Genomic DNA, 22,520 nt, shown 5'->3' with positions numbered 1-22,520 from the left:
ATTATTGTTCCCCGGTGCGGCTCACCGCCCTTTGCAGGATCGCCGCCAGATCTTCTCTGGAATAGGGTTTTTGCAACAGGTCGAAGCGGTGTGCCTCGTCCTTGGCGATCGTCGCAAATTCAGTGCTGTAACCGGTGGTGAGGACGACCGGCATCCAGGGGTAACGCGCCTCGATTTCGGCATACAGTTCCAGCCCGCTCATGCCGGGCATCGCGATATCCGAGAACACCACATGAAAGTTTTCCGGGTTACCGGACAATTCATGCAGCGCCTCGGCGGCACTTTTGACCCATAGCACCTGAAAGCCAAGCTGCTCAAGCATCGGTCGGGTAAAAGTGCCGATGTCCTGATTGTCCTCGACCATCAAAACGCACAGACCGGGCAACGCGATGGGCGCGCAATGCTTGTCTTGCGCGACGACTTCGTGATTTTTTGCACTCGGCAGGCACAGCGTGAAGCAGCTGCCTCTGCCCAGTTCGCTTTCAACCAGCACTTCGCCGCCCGATTGTTTGGCGAAGCCGAATACCTGCGACAACCCCAGCCCTGTACCCTGTCCCACGCTTTTGGTGGTGTAGAACGGTTCAAAGATCAGGCCCAGTTTTTCTTTGGCGATACCCGCGCCGGTATCAGTCAGCGACACCGTCACATAATCGCCATCGCTGAGTGAGGCGGGGTGATCGGCAGTGGGGCAGGCAGCGCATTCAACTTTTATGCTGAGTCGGCCTGCGCCCGACATTGCATCGCGGGCGTTAACCACCATGTTGACCAGCGCAGTGTCGAACTGGCTACCATCGGCGAAGATAAAGCACGGCTCGGCAGGCAGGTCGATGTTCACCTGAATGCGTGCGCCGGTGAGCGTATCCATCATTTCGCCAATACGCGCTACGCTCTTGCAGACATCGAACACTTCCGGCTGCAAGGCCTGACGGCGAGCAAAGGCCAGCAACTGACCGGTCAAGCGAGCCGCCCGGTCTACCGTACTGGAAATCGCCTCGACGTACTTCACACGGCGATGCTCTTCAAGGTTAGGTGCCTTTAACAGGTCGCTGCAGGAGCGGATCACCGTCAACAGGTTATTGAAGTCGTGCGCCACACCGCCAGTGAGTTGGCCGATAGCCTCCAGTTTCTGCGCTTGATGCAAGGCGTCCTGGGACAGCCGCAACGCTTCATTGGCTTCTTCTTCGGCCTGAATGTCACGACCGACGGCATGGATGAATTGTTTGTCCGGTACGGCAGTCCACGAGATGGTCCGGTACGAACCATCCAGATGGCGATAGCGATTCTTGAAGTGAGGAATGGTCTGGCCATTTTCCAGTCCGCTCATGGCGGCCAGCGTACTGTCCACGTCTTCGGGGTGCACCAGCCCCAGAAACTGGCTGTCGAGCAGTTGTTCTGCCGACCAGCCGAGAGCTTGAGTCCAGGCCGGATTGACTGCCGAGATAATGCCGTCGAACTGCGCCACCAGCATCAGGTCAGTCGACAGGCGCCAGATGCGATCACGGTCACGGGTGCGCTCAATCACGCGCTGCTCGAGCGTTTCGTTGAGAGACATCAGCGCTTGTTCAGCGTCTCGGAGCTGTGTCATGTCACGGGACACACACAGGATTTTCTCCGGCTTGCCGTCCTTGCCGAAAATCGGGCTGACTTGCACATGCCACCACTTGACTGTGCCCGTCAGAGTTTTCGCCGATCCCATGAAACTGGCGTTCTGACCCGCGCGTGCCGCTTCGACAGCCGCGATGGCGTCCAGATTGCCTTGGTCCTGCCAGAAATCGGGCCAGGGGCAGCCCCGAATCGCATTGAAATCGCTGACTTCCATGATCTGCTGGCCGCCTTCGCTCATGAAGGTCAGGCGCGAATCGAGGTCCAGCACCTTGATGCAATCATTGATGCTCGACAGAACACGGTCGGTAAACGCTTCGTTTTCATTTTGCCGGACCTGGGCAATGACTTGGGAGGTGGTTTCATTGACCCGGCAGAACACGCCCTCGATCAGGCCGCTATCGCCGTACAGCGGCGAATAGGAAAGCGACCACCAGGTTTGCTCGGGCCTGCCGTTGCGCACAATGGTGCGCTGAATATCGTCAGACCGGCGGCTGTGTCCACCAAGCGCCTGCTCAGCCAGCGGGCGCACGGCCTCCCAGGCATCACCCCACACCGAGGCAATGGGTTGTCCTTGCGCCTGCTCTGCTGCAACGGGCAAAACCTGGGAATAGGCGTCATTGAAGAACAGGACAAAGTCCGTCCCCCAAAGCAGGTACATGCTGTCAGGGCAACTGAGCATCAGGTTCATTGATGACAGTAACGCTGCAGGCCATGCTTGCTTTGGTCCCAGTGCAGACGTCGACCAGTCTGTCTCTCGGATAAGCCGGCCCATATCGCCGCCTCCCAGTGGGAGGTCGAGGGGAGTATTCACGGTAGAAAATGCCCCAACTTTCGGACTGCCAATGTGAGCTTGAATAGCCAGGCGGGAATGATGTCATTATGCCTTAAAACTATCCAGCCATCACGGCCTTACATAGCCGGGACAGTATGCAGACCCGGCAGCGTGGGAAATGTTCGGTTATCGCCAGAAGAAGCCATACCGGATGTCCGTAGCCACTAGCTCAGGAACATTTCCCGTACCAGAGCATGGCGCTGCATTTTCTCGTTCAGCGTCCGTCGCGGCAGTTGCAGCTCGTTGAGCACAGCCTTGATATCACCTTTGTGACGGGCCAGCGAAGCGCGCAGGCATTGTGCTTCGAAGGCTTCCTGGCGTGCTGCCAGAGAGTGTCCCTGCAATTGAGTATCGGGCTGCGGCGAGGTGAGTTCCAGGCCCAGCGCCTGCCGCTCAGACGCATTGGCCAGCTCGCGTACGTTGCCAGGCCAGTCATGGCTGAGCAACTGACTCAGGCGTGCGGCGCTCAGGGCGGGCGATTCGCGGCCCATACGCTCGGCGGCGGCTCGGGCGAAGTGGCTGAACAGTTGCGCGATGTCTTCAAGGCGTTCGCGCAACGGCGGCAGGCGCAGCTCGGCAACGTTCAGGCGATAGGCCAGATCTTCACGGAAGCGCCCGGCGCGGGCCTCTTCAAGCAGGTCCGGTTTGGTCGCAGCAATGATCCGCAAGTTGACATCGATACTCTGATTCGAGCCCAACCGTTCAAGGCGCTTGTCTTGCAGAACGCGTAGCAGCTTGACCTGTTGCGCCATTGGCATGCTCTCTATTTCGTCAAGAAACACGGTGCCGCCGTCGGCATACTCCAGTTTGCCGATACGTTTGCCCTGTGCACCGGTAAACGCGCCGCTTTCGTGCCCGAACAACTCGGCTTCGAAAAGATGTTCCGGGATGGCCGCGCAATTAAGCGCGACAAAAGGTTTGCCGGCGCGCGGCCCGAAGTCGTGCAGGCAGCGAGCGACCAGTTCCTTACCGCTGCCGGTTTCCCCCCGAATGATTACATTGACCGGCAGTTGCGCGAGCTCAAGCACCTGACGGCGTAAGGTCTGCAGGCTGGGCGACTCGCCGAGCAGCGTAGCGTCCAGTCGGGTTCTGGCATCGGCCTGTTCATGCAGACGGCGGTTTTCCAGCACCAGTTGGCGTTTCTCCAGCGCGCGCCGCAGGTTGCTGATCAGCGTTTCCGGGCTGAAGGGCTTTTCCAGAAAATCATAGGCACCTTCGCGCATCGCCTCTACAGCCATTGGCACATCACCATGGCCGGTCAGCAGGATGACCGGCAGGTCCGGGTCCATGCCTTGCAGGCGGCTTAGCAGTTCCAGACCACTCATGCCCGGCATGCGGACGTCGGTCAGCACCACACCGGGGAAATGTTCCGGCAGTTGTGCCAGGCATTCCTCGGCACGGGCGAAGACTTGCACCTCAAACCCCGACAGCGTCAGCCATTGCTCGACGGCTTGCCGAATGGGAGCCTCGTCGTCTACCACGATGACCGCGTTCAACATGTCGGGTCAGGTTTCCAGAAAGTCATTGGGCAGGCTGAACCAGAACACAGCACCTTCGGCATGATTTTGCGCCGTCAGTTGCCCGCCCAGTTCGTGAATGATGGCGTAGGACACGGCCAGACCAAGGCCCAGACCATCGCCCACAGGTTTGGTGGTGAAAAACGGATCGAAAATACTGGCCAGGTTTTCTTCGGCGATCCCCGTTCCGTTGTCTTTGACGCTGAGCCGCCATTGTTTGTCGATGGCGTCGATACGCACTTCAAGGCGTCTGGACGGGCACTCGCGCATGGCATCGAGCGCATTGCGCAGCAGATTTATCAGCACCTGCTCCAGACGTATGGCATCGCCACGCACCCAGGCGGGACGTGAAAGATGCAGCACGCAGTCGATGTGCTCCTCGCGCAGGCGCGGGTCGAGCAACAGCAAGGCCTGATCGACCACCGTGGCCAGGTCCAGTCTTTCGCGCAAACCGCTGGGGCTCTTGCGGGCAAAGGTCTTCAGGTGGCTGGTCAAGGCGGCCATACGTGTCAGTTGTTGATCGACTGGAACCAGCGCTTTGCAGGCTTCATCGATTCGGCCCTGATCCAGCAGCAGTCGCACGGTCGCCAGTTGCATGCGCTGGGCAGTCAGCGGCTGGTTGATTTCGTGGGCCAGCGCTGCCGACATCTGCCCCAGCGCCGCCAGTTTGGCCGACTGCACCAGACCGTCCTGCGCGGTTTGAAGATCACGGGTGCGCTCTTGCACCAGACGCTCCAGTTCGTCCCGGTTGCGCTCCCGTAATCGCGCCAGTCGCCAGCGCTGATAGAGAAACAGCGCCAGAAATACCAGTGCCAGCCAGATACCCGCTGCGGCGAGGCCCGCATTGCGAATGTCCTCGCTGGACGTAGGTGGCTTGCGCAACAGGTGCAAGGTCCAGTTTTCATCGGGCAGCGGCAGCGACTGCCAGAGATAATCCGTGGTGCCATCCGGGCCTTCTACACGGCTCAAATGACTGTTTTCGCCGAAGCTGTCCATGACCCGACTGCGCAGCGGGGAAAGTACCTTCTTGTCGTATTGGCGAGTGCGCAGCAGGTCGGCACGGTCCTCTACAGAAATAGGCAGCAGTTCCCGATAGCGCCAGCCCGATTGATTGGCAATGAAAACGATGCCTTTTTCGTCGCTGACCAATAGCAGGTCGTTACCTTGGCCCCACTCCTGCTCAAGGTCTGGAACCTCCAGCTTCACGACCATCGCACCGATGAAGGCACCCGTATCGTTCACCACCGCACTGGACAAGAAGTACCCAGGGATTCCGGTGGTCACACCGACCGCGTAAAAGCGCCCGGTACCCTGAGCCCGTGTTTGCAGAAAGTAGGGGCGAAAGCCGTAGTTGTGGCCGACATAGCTGTTGGGTGCGCGCCAATTGCTCGCGCTGATTGCCAGACCGTGCAGGTCGAGCAATTCAAGCGTCGATGAATGCGCCGTATTGTTGATTTTTTCCAGCTTGAGATTGAGCGCGTTCTGCACGTCAGCGGCTACCGGACCGCTCAACGCCGCACGTATCTCCGGGTCCAGTGCCAGAACAGAGGGCAGGGCGCGATAACGTTCGATCAGGGTATGCAGGGTATTGGCATACAATGCCAATTGCCCTTCGGCACGCACCGCATCTTCTGATAGCGCGTGACGCTGGGCCTGATGCATCGCAAGCCCGGCGCACAGCACCGCACCGGCCATAATCAGCAGCATGTTTAGGGTAATGCGCCAGTAACGATGCTTGAGCGTCATGTTGCGGCCTGATCGGACTCCGCTGGCGCGTTTGCAGATCAATGCCTGCGAACGCGCCATGGACGAGCGTTACAACAGATTGAAGGTCGCTTCTTTCACGGTCTGCGAGTCCAGGCCGATCATGACCTTGAATTCACCAGGTTCCGCAGCGTACTTGAGCTCGCTATTGTAGAACTTGAGGTCGTTTTCACTGAGCGTGAAGTTAACGACTTTTTCCTCGCCGGGCTCAAGCATCACTTTTTCGAAGTTCTTCAGTTCTTTCACCGGGCGACTGATCGACGCAGCCACATCATGCAGATACAACTGCACCACGGTCGCGCCTGCAACCTTGCCGGTGTTTTTCACGGTTACGCTGGCAGTGAGCTTGCCTTTGCGCGTCATGCTGGCGTCAGACAGCTTGATGTCCGAGACGTCGAACTGCGTATAGCTCAGACCGTAACCGAACGGAAACAGCGGGCCATTGGGCTCCTCGAAATAGTGCGAGGTATAGTTGCCCGGCTTGTCTTCATGATACGGACGGCCGGTATTCAAGTGTGCATAGTAGACCGGCAGTTGACCGATCGAGCGCGGGAACGACATGGCCAGCTTGCCCGACGGGTTGTAGTCGCCGAACAGTACATCCGCCACCGCGTTGCCACCTTCGGTGCCCGGGAACCAGGTTTCGAGCATGGCATCGGCCTGTTCCTGCTCGTCGACCAGTACCAGGGGACGGCCATTCATCAACACCAGCACCAGTGGTTTACCCGTGGCCTTGAGTGCCTTGATCAGGTCACGCTGCTTGCCCGGAATGTTCAGGCTGCTGCGGCTGGCCGACTCATGGGACATACCGCGCGACTCGCCTACCACGGCAACAATCACATCAGCCTGCTCGGCGACCTTGACCGCTTCGTCGATCATTTCCTGTGCGGGACGCGGGTCGACCTCGACTTCCTTCTCGATGAAGTTCAGATAGTTGAGGATGTGCTCGTTGTCACTGACGTTGGCACCACGGGCGTAAACCAGTTTGGCCTTGTCGCCGACCGCGTTGGCCAGCCCTTCATACACAGTGACCGACTGATTGGCACGGCCCGCTGCCGACCAGCTGCCGAGCATGTCGAGGTGGCTTTGAGCCAATCCACCAATTACCGCGATGGTGCCTTGTTTCTTCAACGGCAGCGTGTCGTTCTGGTTCTTCAGCAGCACCAGTGTCTTGCGCGCAACATCGCGAGCCTCGGCACGGTGCAGGCGGTCGTCGGAATAGGTGTCTGCCGGGTCATCGGCAGCGACGCCGATTCGGCCGTAAGGAGCGGCGAACAGGCCCATGTCGTATTTTGCCCCAAGTACCTCACGCACGGCGCTGTCGATTTCCTTCATGGAAACCTCGCCGTCCTTGACCAGCCCGGGCAACTGCTCGCCATAGGCCACGTCGTTCATGCTCAGATCGACGCCAGCCTTGATCGCCAGCTTGGCGGCCTCGCGAAAGTCCTTGGCCACGCCGTGGTCGATCAGTTCCTTGATCGCGCCATGGTCGCTGATGGTCACGCCCTTGAAGCCCCAGTCCTTGCGCAGCAGATCCTGCATCAGCCATTTGTTGGCGGTCGACGGGACACCATTGATCGAGTTGAGCGCAACCATCACGCCGCCAGCCCCTGCATCGATGCCAGCCTTGTAGGGCGGCAGGTAGTCCTGATACATGCGCGTCATGCTCATGTCCACGGTGTTGTAGTCGCGTCCGCCTTCGACCGCGCCATACAGAGCGAAGTGTTTGACGGCAGCCATGATGCTGTCATTGGCTGCGATGTTCTTGCCCTGGAAAGACCGGACCATCACATCGGAAATGCGTGACACCAGGTAGGTGTCCTCGCCAAAGCCTTCGGAGCTGCGGCCCCAGCGTGGATCGCGGGAAATATCGACCATGGGCGCGAATGTCATGTCGATACTGTCAGCACTTGCCTCTTTAGCCGAAACCCGGCCCATCAGTGCGACGGCGTCCATGTCCCAGCTGGCGGCCATGCCCAGGCTGATCGGGAAAATCGTACGATGACCGTGAACCACGTCGTAGGCAAAAAACATCGGAATTTTCAGACGGCTTTTGGCGACAGCAGCTTCCTGCAGCGGACGATTTTCCGAACGGGTAACGGAGTTGAACGTGCCGCCGATTCTTCCGGCAGCAATTTCCTTGAGAATTTGCGGCTGTGGCATGTCGGCGCTGATGCTGATCAAACGCAACTGGCCGATCTTTTCGTCCAGGGTCATTTGTTTCATGAGTTTGCCGATGAAGGCATTCTTGGCTTGAAGCGTTGTATTGTCCGTGGCGGCGCTTTGGGCCATCACCGACTGACTGGCCATCCCGACCAGCAAACCTAATAAACACAGCTTATTCATGAATGATTTCTCAAGGCTTTTGTCAGCAACTCGCGTTTAATATCCGACAGCCAGTTTTTGGGTTATGGACCTTTGGCGTTATGGTTCGTACAGGGCGCAAGGATAGTTGCCATCCGCTTCACTGTACGAAGTCCCCCAAGGTGTGTACGAAAATGGAGGTTTGATTGACTTTTGTACAAACCCTGTTCGATCAGCTATTGACCGCATCAGGCGTTGGCGATGGATTATGCCGGGGAACTTGTGTTTTGGCTAAGGCGTGTCGTTTCAATAGATTCAAAAAAGCACCGGAGGTCTGATTTTGAAGTCTGTTTCACAATGGATGTTGTACGTGGTGATGCTATTGGGAGGTGGGTTGCGTGCCGAGGCGGAGCCAACCGCGCTGGTTTTTCCGCCAATGACCGGCAGTGTGGTCGATGCTGCACAAATGCTCGACAGCCAGACCACAGTTCGTCTGGCCAGACTTCTGCGTGCCCACGAGCAAGCCACCGGCGAGCGCGTTGTAGTGGTGACCCTGGCCGATCTGCAAGGCACGAGCATCGAAGAGTTCGGAGCCCGACTCGGTGATGCCTGGAGCCTTGGGCCGCACGGCGAAGACGACAGCGTTCTGCTGGTGGTTTACCGTGACAAGCGCAAAGTATTCATGGAAGTCGGTGCTGCCCTGAAGGATCGTTTCAATGAAGCCCAGGCCTCCTTGATCATCGATATGTTGATGACGCCCGAGTTTGACGACAATCGTTTTGCGGTCGGCATCGAGCGCGGTACGCGGGCAGTTATCGCGGCTTTGGGCGGTCAGATACCGGATTATCCCGAACCGACGAGACAGATGTCCGAATATGAAGAGCAGACCAGTGACGATCAGGTCTGGCTGATCGCGATTGTTCTGACCCTCATCGTGCTGGGCATCGTGATCATCAGTATCAAACGCGGGGCCGCTGCCCGGCCTGCACGTGAAAGGGCCGCTGACCGCAATGGCGGTCGCTTTGGCGGTGGCGGGGCTTCGGGCAACTGGTAGCGGATCGATTGGTCAATGAGGGAAGCATGGCGTTATTGAACAGAGATGAACAGCGGCAGGTCGCCGAAGCGATTGATCGCGTCGAGCAGCGCACCGATGCCGAACTGGTTACGGTACTGGCTGCTCGTGCCGACGACTACGCGTACATGCCGCTGATCTGGGCCGGGTTGATCGGCCTGCTGCTGCCGGGCACGGTCAATTACTGCGTTCAGTGGTTGAGCGCGGACGAACTGATGCTGGCGCAAATGAGTACGTTCATTGTTGTGGCGCTGGTCTGCCGCGTGTCGAACGTGTCGGCCTTGCTGGTGCCGCTTTCGGTTCGGCGCTGGAGAGCCGGAAATCTGGCACGTCGGCAGTTTCTTGAACAAAACCTGCACAAGACCCATGACGGAACCGGCATTCTGGTTTTTGTCAGTGAGGCCGAACGGTATGTCGAAATTCTGGTTGATCATGGCATTGCCAGTCGTCTGCATGACGATACCTGGAAGGCGATGGTCGACGTATTTACCCAGCAGGTCAGAGACGGGCAGACCTTGCAGGGGTTTCTTGGCTGTATCCATGCCTGTGGCGAGTTGCTTGCCGATCACGTTCCAGTGACGCACGGCAGGAATGAGCTGCCGAATCGGCTGGTGGTGTTGGGGTAACGGCAAAAGGCAGATGTTGATTTTATCGACATCTGCCTTGCTTGAAAATCGTCCGGGTCAGACGATACGTTTTACTTCATAAAACGATTTTATGTAGGTCTTCAGTTGTTCGACATGCTGGCTGATCAACGCCGAAGCATCACCTGGCGATGTTATCTGATCCACAAAATGATAGAGCGATTGATAAACCTTTTTTGCTTCTTGTACCCAAAGTGCTTTGCTCTGAGCGACGCCAGCGAGCCCTGTCAACTCGTCGAGTTTTTCCTTGATTACCTTTGTTTCCTGGGTAGACATGCGGGAGTCGTCGAGCAGGGCGTTATAGCGCGACCTCAGCCTGTCGCGTTCTCGAGTAAGATCAAGGTAAGTCAGGGCGCTGCTGATCTTGTCGAGTAGTTTTTCGAGTCTGGCAATCCCTGCGGAGACCAGCGCAAGCTCTGGCGATGGTGTGATGATGAGCTGTAGCTCCTCCTGGGTAGGCAGTAGTTCCTTGAACAGGTCGGCAATGTTGTACTTTTCAAGCGTACTGATCGTTGCGTCAAGCAGGCGTCGGTCTTCAGCGATTAAAGCCATTGCGCTTTCTAACGTGGCTGATCGTTGGGTGATGCTGTCGATCTGTTGCTGGAGTGTTTCCAGCAAACGATTGCTTTCCAGCGTCAGGTTTATCTGCGCTGTGCTCGGCAATGGCCGCCGCGCTGCGGCGTACCGCTGCTGTGATATTCGATACCTGGCGAATGCGCTGCCCGTTCAGCAGGTTGATCGCTTGTTGTTTCTGTCTGTCGCTGAGCGTTGCGTCGGCCTCAATCAGTTGTTGTTTCTGATCGATCGGTTTCAGGTTTACAGTATTCAACTGCACGGTGATATTGGCCAGTTCCTGGCGATAGACCTTGTCTGCGCTAATCAATGCGTCTTGAAGCGGCAGCATTTTTTCTTTCATGGCCGACAGAAAGTTCAGCTTCAAAGTGCTCACCTGCGCAAGAATATTCTGGCGGGCGGCTGTCATGACTTCATTGTCAGGAGGGGTGAGGACCAACGGCTCACTCAGGGTTTCAGTGCTCATGATCATTGTCCTCTCTTGCCGGATTGCTGTTCGCGTTGAAACTGATCCAGTGCACTATCAAATATCTTAAGTAACTGATTCGCCATGCCTCTTATTTCCCGCCAAGGTGTGACTACGCCTTGAAACTGCATAGCGAAAATCATCAGCGCCTGATCAGTCGTGATCGCTGAAAGTTCACTGGCAGAACGGTCGATATACGCCGCCAGCATGGTCCAGAGGTCTTTCAAATGGGTGGCGCTCTGGTGAGCGTCCATCATGCGAATATTCATGTCTTCAAACAGTATTTGCAGACTGCGCACGGCGGCTGCCAAAGGAGATTTTTCTTCGAGTTTTTGAACTTTCTCGTTCTTGGAAGCCACCATTCGATTTTTTTCTTTTCGGATTTCCTCTGCTTGGGCACCAAAAATGCCCCCCGTGATAGCGACCCCGATGGGCCCGCCGAAAAGACCCCAGGCAATATTATACAGGGCGGTTTTATACTCGTTGTTTTTCTGCTCGATTTCCGTCGTCAGTTGTTCGATATCTTTTTCCAGATCCTGGATCTGCTGGTCCAGATCAGAACAATTTGCCAGTTTCACCTTGTCATTGATGCCGGGAATGAGCTGGACGCTCAGGACGGTGCTGAACGTATCGATGTGGTCCGCCAGGGTTTGCGCAGCGTGCTGATGGTTTTTTATTTGTGACGCCGTTTTCTTCAGAAACTCTGCCAGCGTGATACACACCCTCTGATCGGTTTCACCCAGTGGTACCGGCGCAGTGTTACGGACCTCTTCGATGTTTAAATCGGCAACGGTCAGGTCCAGTTGTCTGGCAAAATCCATTTTTTCGATGTAGTTGATGATCTGTTCGCCCTGTCTCGAGAATTGGGTGGCAAACAATTCAATGGCGAACCCGCTGCGTTTGATGCCATCCTCGATACTGAGCCAGCTCTTGCCATGATTATTGATGGCCTGGTAAGTCACCAGCATATCTTCAGGCTCAAGCCCGGGAATGTAACTTCTTGTAAAACCCAATTGCTGTTCGACACGAGTAAGCGAGGTGGGAATGTTCAGGGCGTGACGCTCGTAACGCTTAAGACTGAGGATGTCTTCCCTGGTCAGAATAAGTGCCGCGCTCCGGCCTCCGTTTTTTTCATCATCGAGTATGACGCTCAAGTACTCTACGGGTTTTAAAGTAACCCGTGCGATATCTTCGTTTTCCAAGAGTGCTGCTTGACTCAACATACTGCACGTTCCTTGTACAAGTTATTCTGTTAGAGCAAAAAGCTCCAGGAGTGAGATCTGATTGTCTGTCATCAGTGAGGGCGACTATAAAGGTGTTTTTGCGCGGTACAAGTAATGGCTCGTGAATTTCGTCGTGATTGTTTTACAGGTTATGTGTGTTTCGCTTTGGTGTGTAGGTTCGTGCAAACAGTGTGTGTAGTCTTTGAAAAATAGAGGTGCCCTTGACGCGTCGACGCGCCTAAAATGCCGGTCTGATTTTTCGAGTCCCGGCCGGGACGTTTGAGGCACATTTTCAATGTCAGTCATTACCCCCACGTCATCCAACACTGCGACCGATCACCGCGCGCAGTTTCTCGGCCTGCTGGACACCAGCCTGTCGCAAAACTCGCTGATCAAGCTGGTGCTGGCCAAATACGTGGGCAGCGAGGCCGAATTACAGCGGGTCATCATTAAACCGCTGACCGTCAAGGAACAGCCATGCCTTACCTTTGTGTATCGCTACAAGACCCGCGATATCACCAAGAATTTTCCGCTTGCAGAAGCGGTGGGCGCTATTGCCAGCCTGATACCTGAATCGTTCAAGAACGCGCACCTGCTGTCGTTGACCGACGAGGTGCAGCTGGAGTTCAGCAAGAAGGGCAAGAGCACGCTGTTCAAAAGCAAGGCTCAGCAGGAGCGTGAAGCTCCTTCGGCCGGGCATGATCGTGAGAAAAAGCGCTATCTGGAGCTGAGCCGCCCGTTCCTGGCCGACTTGGGTGTCACCAATCGGCAGCATGAACTGATCCCTGCGATGTCGCGCAAGTGGAAGCAGATCAACAAGTTCATCGAAGTGTTTTCCCATGCCTTGAGTTCATCGCCACTCAAGCTAGATCAGCCGATCAAGGTGGCAGACTTCGGCTCAGGCAAGGGCTACCTGACCTTCGCGATCCATGACTACCTGTGCAATACCTTGCAGGCGCAAGGGCAGGTGACCGGTGTCGAGCTGCGTGAGGACATGGTCACCTTGTGCAATAACGCCGCGGCGGGTCTTGAACACCCTGGCCTGACGTTCCAGCACGGCGATGTGCGTACTGTCGCGCCCAGCGCGCTGGATGTGATGATCGCGCTGCATGCCTGTGACATCGCAACCGACTACGCCATTCATATGGGCATTCGCTCCGGCGCCTCGATCATCATGTGCTCGCCGTGCTGCCACAAACAGATTCGCCTGCAGATCCAGAGCCCGGCGTTGCTGAAACCGATGTTGCAGTACGGCCTGCATATGGGCCAGCAGGCAGAAATGGTCACGGACAGCCTGCGTGCCTTGTTGCTGGAAGCGTGCGGTTACGAAACCAAGGTCTTTGAGTTCATCTCTCTGGAGCACACCAACAAGAACAAGATGATCCTGGCGGTCAAGCGCGCCGAACCGGTCAACCCGGACCTGTTGATCGCGCGTATCCAGGAGCTGAAGACGTTTTACGGCATCAGCGAGCAGTGCCTTGAAACGCTGCTGAGGGCGGACGGCTTCATCGGCTGAAACAGCCACCCTGCACACGTAGACCGAAGAGTCTTCGACCAACGGTCTGCTATCAGGCTGCTTCATTGCGCCAGGTCAATGGTTGTACCTCGCACACGGCGGATGCTTGGGCTATCACCCAAGCATCCGAGCTACCCACGAGGGTCCGTCATGATCAGCACCTTTTTCATCCCCGCAGTGAACATCATCGGCACTGGCTGCATTGATGAAGCCATGCTCGCCATTCGCAAATACGGATTTCTCAAGGCGCTGATCGTGACCGACGCAGGGCTGGCCAAGGCCGGTGTGGCCAGTCAGGTCGCGGGGCTGTTGGTGGAGCAGGGCATCGACTCGGTGGTGTATGACGGTGCCAAACCCAACCCGACCATCGCCAACGTCGAGAACGGTCTGGCCTTGCTGCGGGAACGCCAGTGTGATTTCGTGATTTCTCTGGGCGGCGGTTCACCTCACGACTGCGCCAAGGGCATTGCCCTGTGCGCCAGTAACGGTGGGCATATCAGCGACTATGAAGGCGTCGACCGTTCGGCAAAACCGCAGTTGCCGCTGATCGCGATCAACACCACCGCCGGAACCGCCAGCGAAATGACCCGCTTCTGCATCATTACCGACGAAGCGCGCCACGTAAAAATGGCCATCATTGACCGTAACGTGACGCCACTGTTATCCGTAAACGACCCGAACATGATGATTGCCATGCCCAAGTCACTGACCGCTGCCACCGGTATGGATGCCTTGACTCACGCGATAGAGGCCTATGTCTCGACGGCTGCCAATCCGATCACGGATGCCTGCGCGTTGCAGGCCATGGCACTGATTGCCAACAATCTGCGCGACGCCTTCACCAATGGAGCGAACATTACTGCACGCGAGAACATGGCCTACGCACAGTTTCTGGCCGGCATGGCGTTCAACAACGCATCATTGGGCTATGTACACGCCATGGCGCATCAACTGGGCGGCTTCTATGATTTGCCGCACGGTGTGTGCAACGCCGTATTGCTGCCTCATGTTCAGCGTTTCAACGCCAGCGTCAGCGCTGCGCGCCTGACTGATGTTGCGCATGCGATGGGCTGCAATATTCGTGGTCTTTCTCCGCAAGAAGGTGCTCAGGCGGCAATCGAGGCCATTCGCGCACTGTCGGCTGCCGTGGAAATCCCGGCGGGGCTGGCGGTGCTTGGCGTCAAGGAAGAGGATTTCCCGATCCTGGCCACCAATGCCCTGAAAGATGCGTGCGGTCTGACCAATCCGCGTCGTGCCGATCTTGAGCAGATTCAGGAGATATTTCGTCAGGCAATGTGATTAACCGCAACAGACAGGCTAAAAATGGCAACGCTCTTACCCTACACACTTTCGGCCCGGAATATCTGTCTGGATATTTTCGACAGCAACGTACCGCGTTACTTTGATCCTGCGGAGCGCAAGCAATTTGCCAGCTTCCTGATGGCACCGTTGGGTCAGTACTTCGTTGTCGAGCGTGATGGCGATGTTCTGGCTTGCGGGGGATACCTCGTGCTGTCAGACCCGTCAGTGGCCGAGCTTACATGGGGCATGGTCCACGGTGAGCAACACGGTAGCGGCCTGGGGAGGTTTCTGACCCAGGCGAGACTTGATGTCGTAAGGTCATTACCGGGCGTTACCCGTTCCCACATCGATACCAGCCAGCACGTTCAGGGCTTCTACTTGAATCTGGGGTTTGTCGTGACCTCTGTCGAAGTGGACGGGCATGGTCCTGGAATCGACAGTATCAGAATGGAGCTGGCGTTTTCGTGAGGGATGCTCGCGGCTGAACAGAGCCTGACCAAGTCTACAGAATACGAGTAAGGGAGGCCGCTCTGCGTTTAGCATTCAGACTGTTTTCGCGACTCTTCGCGAATAGGACTGGAAGTTCAAAAAATGAGGCTTTTGGGTGTTCTTTTGCAATGCGTTTCTGCTTTGTTCCTGATGCTGTCGGGTGCGCAATACCTGGAGGCAGCGGACTTGCCGGAAGGTTTTGCCAAAGGGGTTACGGGTGGCGGAGCCGCCGCGGCAGTACACCCTTCAACGCTTGACCAGCTTCGGTCTGCACTGTGCGCGTCTTACGACTCGCGCGGTGCCTGTACCGATGAAACCCCGCGGGTCATTGTGCTGGAGCACCTGTTCGACTTTCGTGGGAGTCTCGTTGCCAAAGGCAGCGCCGAAACCACCGAACCGGGCTGCATGCTCAAGCAGTGTCCGCATGGCGGCGAGCAGCTTGCTCTCAATGGTCCCAACAACTTCTGCCAATCCAGGCCACCGGTCATGGTGACCTACGACAATGCAGGGCTGAAGCCACTGAAAGTCGGATCGAACAAGACCCTGATAGGCGTGGGCAAAAAGGCCGGTATCCAAGGTGCGGGGCTGTTCATCGGTGACGGCGCGCATAACGTGATTGTCCGTAACCTGACGCTTTCAGACATCAACCCGAGTGTCGTATGGGGCGGAGATGCGCTCACTCTGAACAAAGCCGATGGCGTGTGGATTGACCACAACACCTTCGCCCGTATCGGCAGACAAATGATCGTGACAGGCTGGGGCACTGCTTCACACGTCACCATTTCCAGCAATGAGTTCGATGGTCGCACGCCTTACTCGTCGACCTGCGATGGCCATCATTACTGGGTCTGGCTGTTCCTCGGCAGTCAGGACACGCTGACGCTGTCAAAAAACTACATACACGACGCCTCGGGAAGAGCGCCGCACTCCGGAGGCATGAATAATGCGCAAGTCCGCGCTCAACTGGTCAATAACGTCTTTCAGCGCATGACTTACCAAGGCGCAATCATGTCGCGGACTTCATCTTCACAGTTGCTGGTGGAAGGGAATGATTTTGAAAACGTAGCCCATCCACTGTTCAACGATACGGATCAGCCGGGTACAGCGTTTGCTTTGTTTGGGCCGGGTTCAACTGGCGCAAACGATGTGTGTATGAGTGTTATTGGAAGAGCGTGTGTGGCGAATCAGCAACAGATGAGTGGCGATGATTATCGTCCTCAGGACACATCTGTGCTGGAGGCTTTCAGGGATTATCGGCAGTTTCTGGTGGTGCCGGTTTCGGCGCAAGAGGCCAGAGGGCAGGTGATGCGTGACGCGGGAGTGGGGAAGGTGGATGTTGGTTCATGGGAATCACGATAGCTTCGTGACGTATCGTGATTCCTTGGTTGCCCGCGCAATGGCCTGGCACTGTTAGCCGATGAAGTACGTGAGGTCCTTATCATCAGTTTGGGTGCGCTTCAGCCTCTGGGTGCAGTAAGGCTGGGCATACGCAACGCGATATCAGCGAGACTGTCAGAAATTTTGTGTTCGGGCATAACATGTAGCTAGAGGTGCATGTATGCCGACCAAAAAGAAGTCCGCCAATGCAACAGCGAGGGAGTTGCCCTCGATTCCCCAAGAGCTGATCGAGCAGTTTGTTAAAGGCCCGATGAGCGCCGAAGCCATTCAAGACGCGTCCATGGCGTTCAAGAAGGCTCTGATCGAGCGTGCGCTAGGCGCCGAGCTGGGTCACCACCTTGGTTACCCTCAGGGCGCGGAGCGCCCTGAGGGGGCGACCAATCAGCACAATGGCAAAAGCAGCAAGACGGTTCTGACCGACGACGGGCCGCTTCGCCTGGATAGGGGCCGACGGGCACCGTCTCAGCAATGACAGGTGGGGGCGTAGATCCAAATTGCGCTACTCCGGCGTCGCTACATGCGATTCGCTTACGCCAACGGATTCGCGCGATAGTGCAATGGGGTCAAGGCCCCACGCTCCTGATGCATATCCTTCCAGATACTCAATATAAGCACGGGCTTTGGCTGAAATCATTTTACTAGGGTGCGAAAGAAGAAAGACCGACGAGGGTGTTACATTATTGATCTGCCATTCAGGCAAAATGCTCCTCAATTGTCCGCTCTCTATAAGCGGGATGGCCAAAAAATTGGGAAGCACGCCCACGCCCGTTCCACTGAATATGGCTCCTAAAAGCGTCTCACTATTGTTAGCCATTAACCTAGGTGTTGACCGTACGGTGTAGGAGTAGTCAGTGTGGTTGAACGTCATTTCCTCGCCAAAAAATGAGTCGCTGGGCGTTATCATCGGCGTGCTGGAGATGTCCTCAGGGTGACTTGGGATTTCAAAGGATACCTCGCCCGTCGTTGCAACCAGCAGATATTCAACGTCAAACAGTTTCCGAGCAACCATGTCGTGTGGTGGAGTGCTGGTAATGCGTACAGATAGATCAAACTTTTCTTTGTAGATGTCGACGATGTTGTCAGTAAAGTTGAGATCCACCTTTATTTTAGGATAGACCCTAAGAAATTCAGCAATTGAACTTGATAGCAAAATCTTACCGATCGTAACTGGAGCCGTAACGCGAAGCAGTCCCTCGGGTTCAACCATGGCCGCCTCAATTCGGCCCATCAGACTATCGGTGGCGGAAGCGATCTCCGATGCGACGTTGAACACATCTTGACCTGACTCGGTGATAAATAGGTTTCTAGTAGATCGAGTCACCAAGGCGACGTTCAAGATCCGCTCCAGCCGGTCTATTTGGCGGCTTACAGCTGACGGGGACAAACCGAGCGTACGCCCCGCGCCCGAAAAGCTGCCGGAGACTACGACTTGGCGAAAGACCAGCATGCCAGGGATTATCTCAGATTGGTCAGCTGTGCTTGCCATGCATAGATCCTTTGCGTTGGAAATATCTATTCAATCCTATCAAAAAATTATAAAAAGTAAAGGTCAACTAGGGAGTGGGAATATTATGGATGCTTCAGTTTTTGATATCAAAAAGAGAGGTTATCTTCGGGTTGGTGTGAGCTTGGGCCTCATTGGACTATCATCTAAAAACTCAGAGGGTGAATGGTCTGGATTTGATGTCGACCTGGCGAGGGCGGTTTCCGTCGCGATTTTTGGCGATGACCAGTGTATTGAGTATTTTCCTCTAGCTTCTAACGACAGATTTGACGCGCTTCAACAAAACATCATCGATCTGGGGTGCTTCAATTCGAGCATCACATTCTCAAGAGAAACAATCAGCGAGGTGAAATTCTGCCACCCGATGTTGTTCGATGGCGAGATGCTGATGACTAAGTCTGCTGGCGGCATGTCCCGTCCCATCGTGAGTGGGGAAATCAGGGTGGCAGCTCTAGAGGGCTCTACAACCGGGGATAACCTTAATAGGTATTTTAGGGAACAGAATTTGAAGGGAGTCGTGCATCTTTACAAAACCTTCGATGATGCGCGTAACGCCTATAATCTTGATGTCTGCAACTACTATTGTTTGGACGGATATCTGCTTTCGGGCGAGCAGACCAAGCTCAGAGATTCGCGAGATCACGTCATTCTTGAGCAGATGATTTCAAGGGAAGCAATGTCTCCCGCAACGCTTTCATCAAAGACCCAGCTAACAAGCGCTGTGACCTGGGTGCTAAGGTCAATCATTGAAAGCGAAAATATTGGCATTAACTCTCATAACCTAAACGCGTTTTATGAGTTGGAAAATTGGTATATCAGGAAGTATCTCCACCCAGATCCGCGTATTTCTTCCAAGCTCGGCATATCGCCGTCCTTCACAGCTGACGTAGTGAAGAATGTCGGAAACTATGAGGAGATTTTTGAGCGTCATTTGGGATCTAAGTCGATTCTACGCCAGACTCGGCGTGAGAACAGGCTTAGATCGGTCGGTGGACTACTTTATTCGCCGCTATTCATTTAAGAGGATGTAGTTGTGGAAGACAAAAATCAAAGTCAAGGCGTGATACAGCTCTCGTTGGCGATGCTGATATCGGGAACGATTGGGCTCTTTGTAGTTGAATCTGGACAAAGCGCTATTAACGCGGTTTTTTTTCGCTGTCTGATAGGCGGCGGGGTATTGCTAGCTTACATATTTTATAAGAAAATGTTGAAGGCCTCCTATTTTAGCAAAAAGAACGTCGTCTGCTTGCTCGTCATAGGTTGTTCTATTGTAATTAACTGGGTGACATTATTTAATTCATACACTCATATCTCTATTGGTCTTGCTACTACGATCTATCATGTTCAGCCTTTCTTAGTCTTCTTTGGGGGGGCATTATTTTTGAGGGAATCCCTTAGTAAGCATCGATTGGTATATGTATGCATCGCTTTTGCTGGGGTTCTTCTAATTGTCAACCCTGGTGGTGAAAGCCAAGATAGTAATTACCTCGTGGGGTGTGGGCTCGCTTTGTTTGCTGCTTTCTTTTATGCAGTAGCGACAATAGCAACTAAGAAAATGGACAAAATTCCTCCTCACATAGTTGCGTTGTCGCAGATGGCTATTGGTGTAGTGGTGTTATTGCCCTTGGCTAACTTTGATAAGTTGCCAAGCACTGCAGTGCAGTGGTCGTTAGTGCTAACCCTTGGAGTTGTGCACAGTGCAATCATGTATATCATGATCTACTCCGCTTACCAAAAGCTACCGACCAGCAAAATTGCGGTATTAGGTTACGTGTATCCGCTTATGGCTGTAGCGGTTGATTATCTCTATTTCGGCAGGGCACTCAACTCCCTGCAGGTTCTAGGTGGGGTGATGATTATCTTTTCAGGTCTGATGGGTACGCTAAATGCCAATCCATTCGTTAGAAAAACCAAAGCGGTAAATATCTGAATCGTTAGGATATCTTCAAAATACAGGGAGTTTCATTATGCAGTCTGCAGCTTTGTTGGCGGTCTCAGGCAAGTCGCGTCAGGATTTCGGTTACATTGAACATGAGGCGCGCAGTCTAGACTTTTCGATCGTCAAGGATTTGTTGGTCAAGGGTGATCATCACGGCAGCGTGTTGTATGTGGTGCGTAACGCTATGAGGGCTGACTCATATACTCAGCTTCTCAACGCCTTCGATCAACAACTGGCTATCAGGGGGAGTACACGTGAAAATGATGGGTTTGTAAAAACTCATCAGATAGGCGCAACTCAGTTTTCTAAAAGCGGATCGGAATACAGCCGCTCTATTCTAGAGTCATCCACCATCACCTTGGACATGTTTGATCTAGTTGATGAAGACGTCATCGAAGACTGTTTCCTCACCAGAAGTCTGGAGCAGCTTTTCCTGAAGGAAGGCATGCACTTTGGGCCTGCAAGATACAAAAATTCCTGGGCGGCTTTCGCTACAATGCGTCGTTGGCTCGATAACGGCCGCATGGCGCTGCTGCCTCATGAGGACAAGGCGCAACTCAAATTCGCTCATAAAGATGATTTCGAAATTAAAAACGTGGATATTGTTTTGGCTTACAACGCATGTTTAGAAAGGTCAGGTCTGGGCGGAGAGTTGAAGGTTTGGAACTTGGAGCCCGATGAGTCTCTAAGGAACGATCTAGGGGTGAGCGATACAGGCTACCCCTATCCTTTGGAGATGCTTGAATCAGTGAGCTGCATTAGCGTTAAACTTAATCCTGGGGATGTGTATTTTCTCAACGCTAATAACCTTCATGGAGTCACTTCCATGGTGAACGGACAGCGTCTTACCGCTGGACGTTTTCTAGGAGCTACCTCAGGTAGTAAAGTTATTTACTGGACATGACGGGAAGCGCAATGGACTACGTTTCAGATCTTAGCAACAACGGTTGGGCGTTTATTCCCGGAGAGTATTATGCGGGCCGTTTCGCCGGTGAACTCAGCATGGCGAGCTGGCATGATGCGCTGAGGCTTGCCTATGCTGAGCTTATTAGAGACCCCTACTCACCAGGAAATAGGTTTAGATCCTACATACAATTCTCAGTCAGAAATGGTGAGATAGTGTTCGGCCACTACTACGATTACCAGCAAACGAAAGAGTACAATCCGGATACGGGGGGAATTGTCAGATCATATCCTGCTATACATTCATCTTTACTATCTGATCCGCTTTTTTACTCACTCGTAGACTATGACTTGGCGTTTGCGAAGCAGCACCCTAAAATAGAAGATCTTAACCATGTAGATATGGGGGTTCATCTTTTTAGGTACAAGGCGACGCTGGAAGAACCATCGTTCAGTTCGCCGATATGGCTGCATAAAGATGACGAAGATCTAGTATTTGTTCACCATTTAGGTACGTCACCCGGCGCTTTGGGGGGTGATAATCTGATCGCTCCGAACGGGAGGCATATAGAAAAGGTGCTACGGCTGACATCTCATCTTGATACTTTGGTTGTAGACCATCAGAAGTTCCATGCTGTGACGCCACTTGGAGCGATCTCGGTTGAGCCAGTAATCCGCGATGTCATCTTGGTGACGTTTCAACAGAGGAGCCGATAATGGATGTCGATGAAGTGAATGTTGCCATGGTGACTGGTACCGGTAGTGGTATCGGCAAAGCCACAGCGCTCCGGCTTCTGGCCGATGGTTGGAAAGTTTTTGGGTTTGATATTAATTCGAATTCGGAGCTTGAGGCGTGCATTGGCTATACCCATGCACAGGTCGACTTAACCGATTTGGCAAGTATAAGTGAGGTGGTGGAACATACTTCATTATCCTCCAAGTCTAACTTGCTAGTAAATTGTGCAGGCATCAGGGAGATATGCTCGATCGATGAGTTATCGGTCGAAATGTGGACTAAAGTAATGAGCCTCAATGTAACGAGCGTGTTTTACATTTCAAAATTGGTAGAAGCTAAAGTTCGGGCCGCTGGTGCAAGTTTGAACATTGTGAATATTGCGTCGGTGTCAGGAACGTTGGGTGAGCCAAATCGCACCGCATACGTCACTTCGAAACATGCGCTGATAGGGCTCACCAAACAGCTGGCGATCGAATATGGACGGTTCGGTGTGAGGGTAAATGCAATCTCCCCAGGTGTGATAAGAACACCGCTTACGGAACATTATTTTACCGACCACGAACAGATGTCCAAAATAATGGGTGGTCAATTTTTGGAGAAAACCGGTACTACCGAAGATGTTGCCAATGCCGTGTTGTACCTCGCCTCAAATCAAGCATCTTTTATTACGGGGTCTAATTTTGTTGTTGATGGGGGTTGGAGCGCAGGCAAACTGATTTAATTAAGGAGCTCT

Annotated in this window: 17 protein-coding genes and 2 pseudogenes; 12 read left to right on the top strand and 7 right to left on the bottom strand. The window is 54.3% G+C overall.

Going from position 1 to position 22,520, the window contains the following annotated elements; translation table 11 throughout:
* Position 1: 1 nt before the first annotated feature.
* From FFH21_RS21365 to bglX, 4 genes are all read right to left on the bottom strand, one after another.
* Positions 2-2,377 (bottom strand): PAS domain-containing protein, encoded by a 2,376-nt coding sequence (locus FFH21_RS21365; protein ID WP_011169379.1) that lies wholly within the window; start codon positions 2,375-2,377, stop codon positions 2-4.
* Positions 2,378-2,601: 224 nt separating this feature from the next.
* A complete protein-coding gene (locus tag FFH21_RS21360; protein ID WP_041924623.1) occupies positions 2,602-3,936 on the bottom strand; it encodes a sigma-54 dependent transcriptional regulator in 1,335 nt (444 codons plus the stop codon).
* A 6-nt stretch (positions 3,937-3,942) separates the two neighbouring features.
* Positions 3,943-5,700 carry an ATP-binding protein gene (locus tag FFH21_RS21355; protein ID WP_011169377.1) on the bottom strand — a complete coding sequence of 586 codons (1,758 nt, stop codon included), beginning with the start codon at positions 5,698-5,700 and terminating at the stop codon, positions 3,943-3,945.
* A 69-nt stretch (positions 5,701-5,769) separates the two neighbouring features.
* Positions 5,770-8,064, bottom strand: a complete 2,295-nt coding sequence (gene bglX / locus FFH21_RS21350; protein WP_011169376.1) for a beta-glucosidase BglX — start codon at positions 8,062-8,064, stop codon at positions 5,770-5,772.
* 319 nt (positions 8,065-8,383) lie between these two features.
* Here bglX and FFH21_RS21345 point away from each other — a divergent pair, with 319 nt between their 5' ends.
* Positions 8,384-9,076: a YgcG family protein gene (locus FFH21_RS21345; protein WP_032704075.1), complete on the top strand. Its 693-nt coding sequence runs from the start codon at positions 8,384-8,386 to the stop codon at positions 9,074-9,076.
* A gap of 26 nt (positions 9,077-9,102) precedes the next feature.
* Positions 9,103-9,720, top strand: a complete 618-nt coding sequence (locus FFH21_RS21340) for a TPM domain-containing protein (protein ID WP_004664032.1) — start codon at positions 9,103-9,105, stop codon at positions 9,718-9,720.
* A gap of 57 nt (positions 9,721-9,777) precedes the next feature.
* Here the strand turns inward: FFH21_RS21340 and FFH21_RS21335 are convergent.
* Together FFH21_RS21335 and FFH21_RS21330 are read right to left on the bottom strand one after the other, a co-directional pair.
* Positions 9,778-10,783: pseudogene (locus FFH21_RS21335) on the bottom strand (alpha-xenorhabdolysin family binary toxin subunit B).
* Positions 10,780-12,000 (bottom strand): alpha-xenorhabdolysin family binary toxin subunit A, encoded by a 1,221-nt coding sequence (locus FFH21_RS21330; RefSeq protein ID WP_004664033.1) that lies wholly within the window; start codon positions 11,998-12,000, stop codon positions 10,780-10,782. The pseudogene FFH21_RS21335 and the gene FFH21_RS21330 overlap by 4 nt, the downstream one beginning before the upstream one ends.
* A gap of 295 nt (positions 12,001-12,295) precedes the next feature.
* On the opposite strand from FFH21_RS21330, the gene FFH21_RS21325 reads away from it, so the two are divergent.
* The 5 genes and pseudogenes from FFH21_RS21325 to FFH21_RS21305 all read left to right on the top strand — a co-directional run.
* Positions 12,296-13,516, top strand: a complete 1,221-nt coding sequence (locus FFH21_RS21325) for an SAM-dependent methyltransferase (RefSeq protein WP_005745577.1) — start codon at positions 12,296-12,298, stop codon at positions 13,514-13,516.
* Positions 13,517-13,666: 150 nt separating this feature from the next.
* A complete protein-coding gene (gene yiaY, locus FFH21_RS21320; RefSeq protein ID WP_004658895.1) occupies positions 13,667-14,815 on the top strand; it encodes an L-threonine dehydrogenase in 1,149 nt (382 codons plus the stop codon).
* Between the two features lie 24 nt (positions 14,816-14,839).
* Positions 14,840-15,286: a GNAT family N-acetyltransferase gene (locus FFH21_RS21315; RefSeq protein ID WP_002554939.1), complete on the top strand. Its 447-nt coding sequence runs from the start codon at positions 14,840-14,842 to the stop codon at positions 15,284-15,286.
* 123 nt (positions 15,287-15,409) lie between these two features.
* Positions 15,410-16,666: a polysaccharide lyase family 1 protein gene (locus FFH21_RS21310; RefSeq protein ID WP_011169375.1), complete on the top strand. Its 1,257-nt coding sequence runs from the start codon at positions 15,410-15,412 to the stop codon at positions 16,664-16,666.
* A gap of 199 nt (positions 16,667-16,865) precedes the next feature.
* Positions 16,866-17,147, top strand: a pseudogene (locus FFH21_RS21305) (transposase); the annotation flags it as partial.
* Positions 17,148-17,204: 57 nt separating this feature from the next.
* On the opposite strand, the gene FFH21_RS21300 reads toward FFH21_RS21305, so the two are convergent.
* Positions 17,205-18,191: a LysR family transcriptional regulator gene (locus tag FFH21_RS21300; RefSeq protein WP_004658897.1), complete on the bottom strand. Its 987-nt coding sequence runs from the start codon at positions 18,189-18,191 to the stop codon at positions 17,205-17,207.
* A gap of 85 nt (positions 18,192-18,276) precedes the next feature.
* Between FFH21_RS21300 and FFH21_RS21295 the strand changes: the two genes are divergently transcribed.
* From FFH21_RS21295 to FFH21_RS21275, 5 genes are read left to right on the top strand one after another with little or no spacing between them, the layout of a single operon-like run.
* On the top strand, positions 18,277-19,230 hold the full coding sequence (locus tag FFH21_RS21295; RefSeq protein WP_011169374.1) for a transporter substrate-binding domain-containing protein: 954 nt from the start codon (positions 18,277-18,279) through the stop codon (positions 19,228-19,230).
* A 12-nt stretch (positions 19,231-19,242) separates the two neighbouring features.
* On the top strand, positions 19,243-20,139 hold the full coding sequence (locus tag FFH21_RS21290; protein ID WP_004664038.1) for a DMT family transporter: 897 nt from the start codon (positions 19,243-19,245) through the stop codon (positions 20,137-20,139).
* 37 nt (positions 20,140-20,176) lie between these two features.
* Entirely contained in the window at positions 20,177-21,052 is an 876-nt protein-coding gene (locus FFH21_RS21285; protein ID WP_011169373.1) for a hypothetical protein, read from the top strand.
* A gap of 11 nt (positions 21,053-21,063) precedes the next feature.
* Positions 21,064-21,768 (top strand): 2OG-Fe dioxygenase family protein, encoded by a 705-nt coding sequence (locus tag FFH21_RS21280; protein ID WP_041924843.1) that lies wholly within the window; start codon positions 21,064-21,066, stop codon positions 21,766-21,768.
* Positions 21,768-22,508, top strand: coding sequence for an SDR family NAD(P)-dependent oxidoreductase (locus tag FFH21_RS21275; RefSeq protein WP_050772275.1), 741 nt, complete (start codon positions 21,768-21,770; stop codon positions 22,506-22,508). Before FFH21_RS21280 ends, FFH21_RS21275 begins: the two co-directional genes overlap by 1 nt.
* Positions 22,509-22,520 lie beyond the last annotated feature (12 nt).

This window comes from Pseudomonas sp. KBS0707 (genome assembly GCF_005937945.2).
Lineage (GTDB): Bacteria > Pseudomonadota > Gammaproteobacteria > Pseudomonadales > Pseudomonadaceae > Aquipseudomonas > Aquipseudomonas amygdali.
This window is presented reverse-complemented; position numbering and strand designations above follow the sequence as displayed.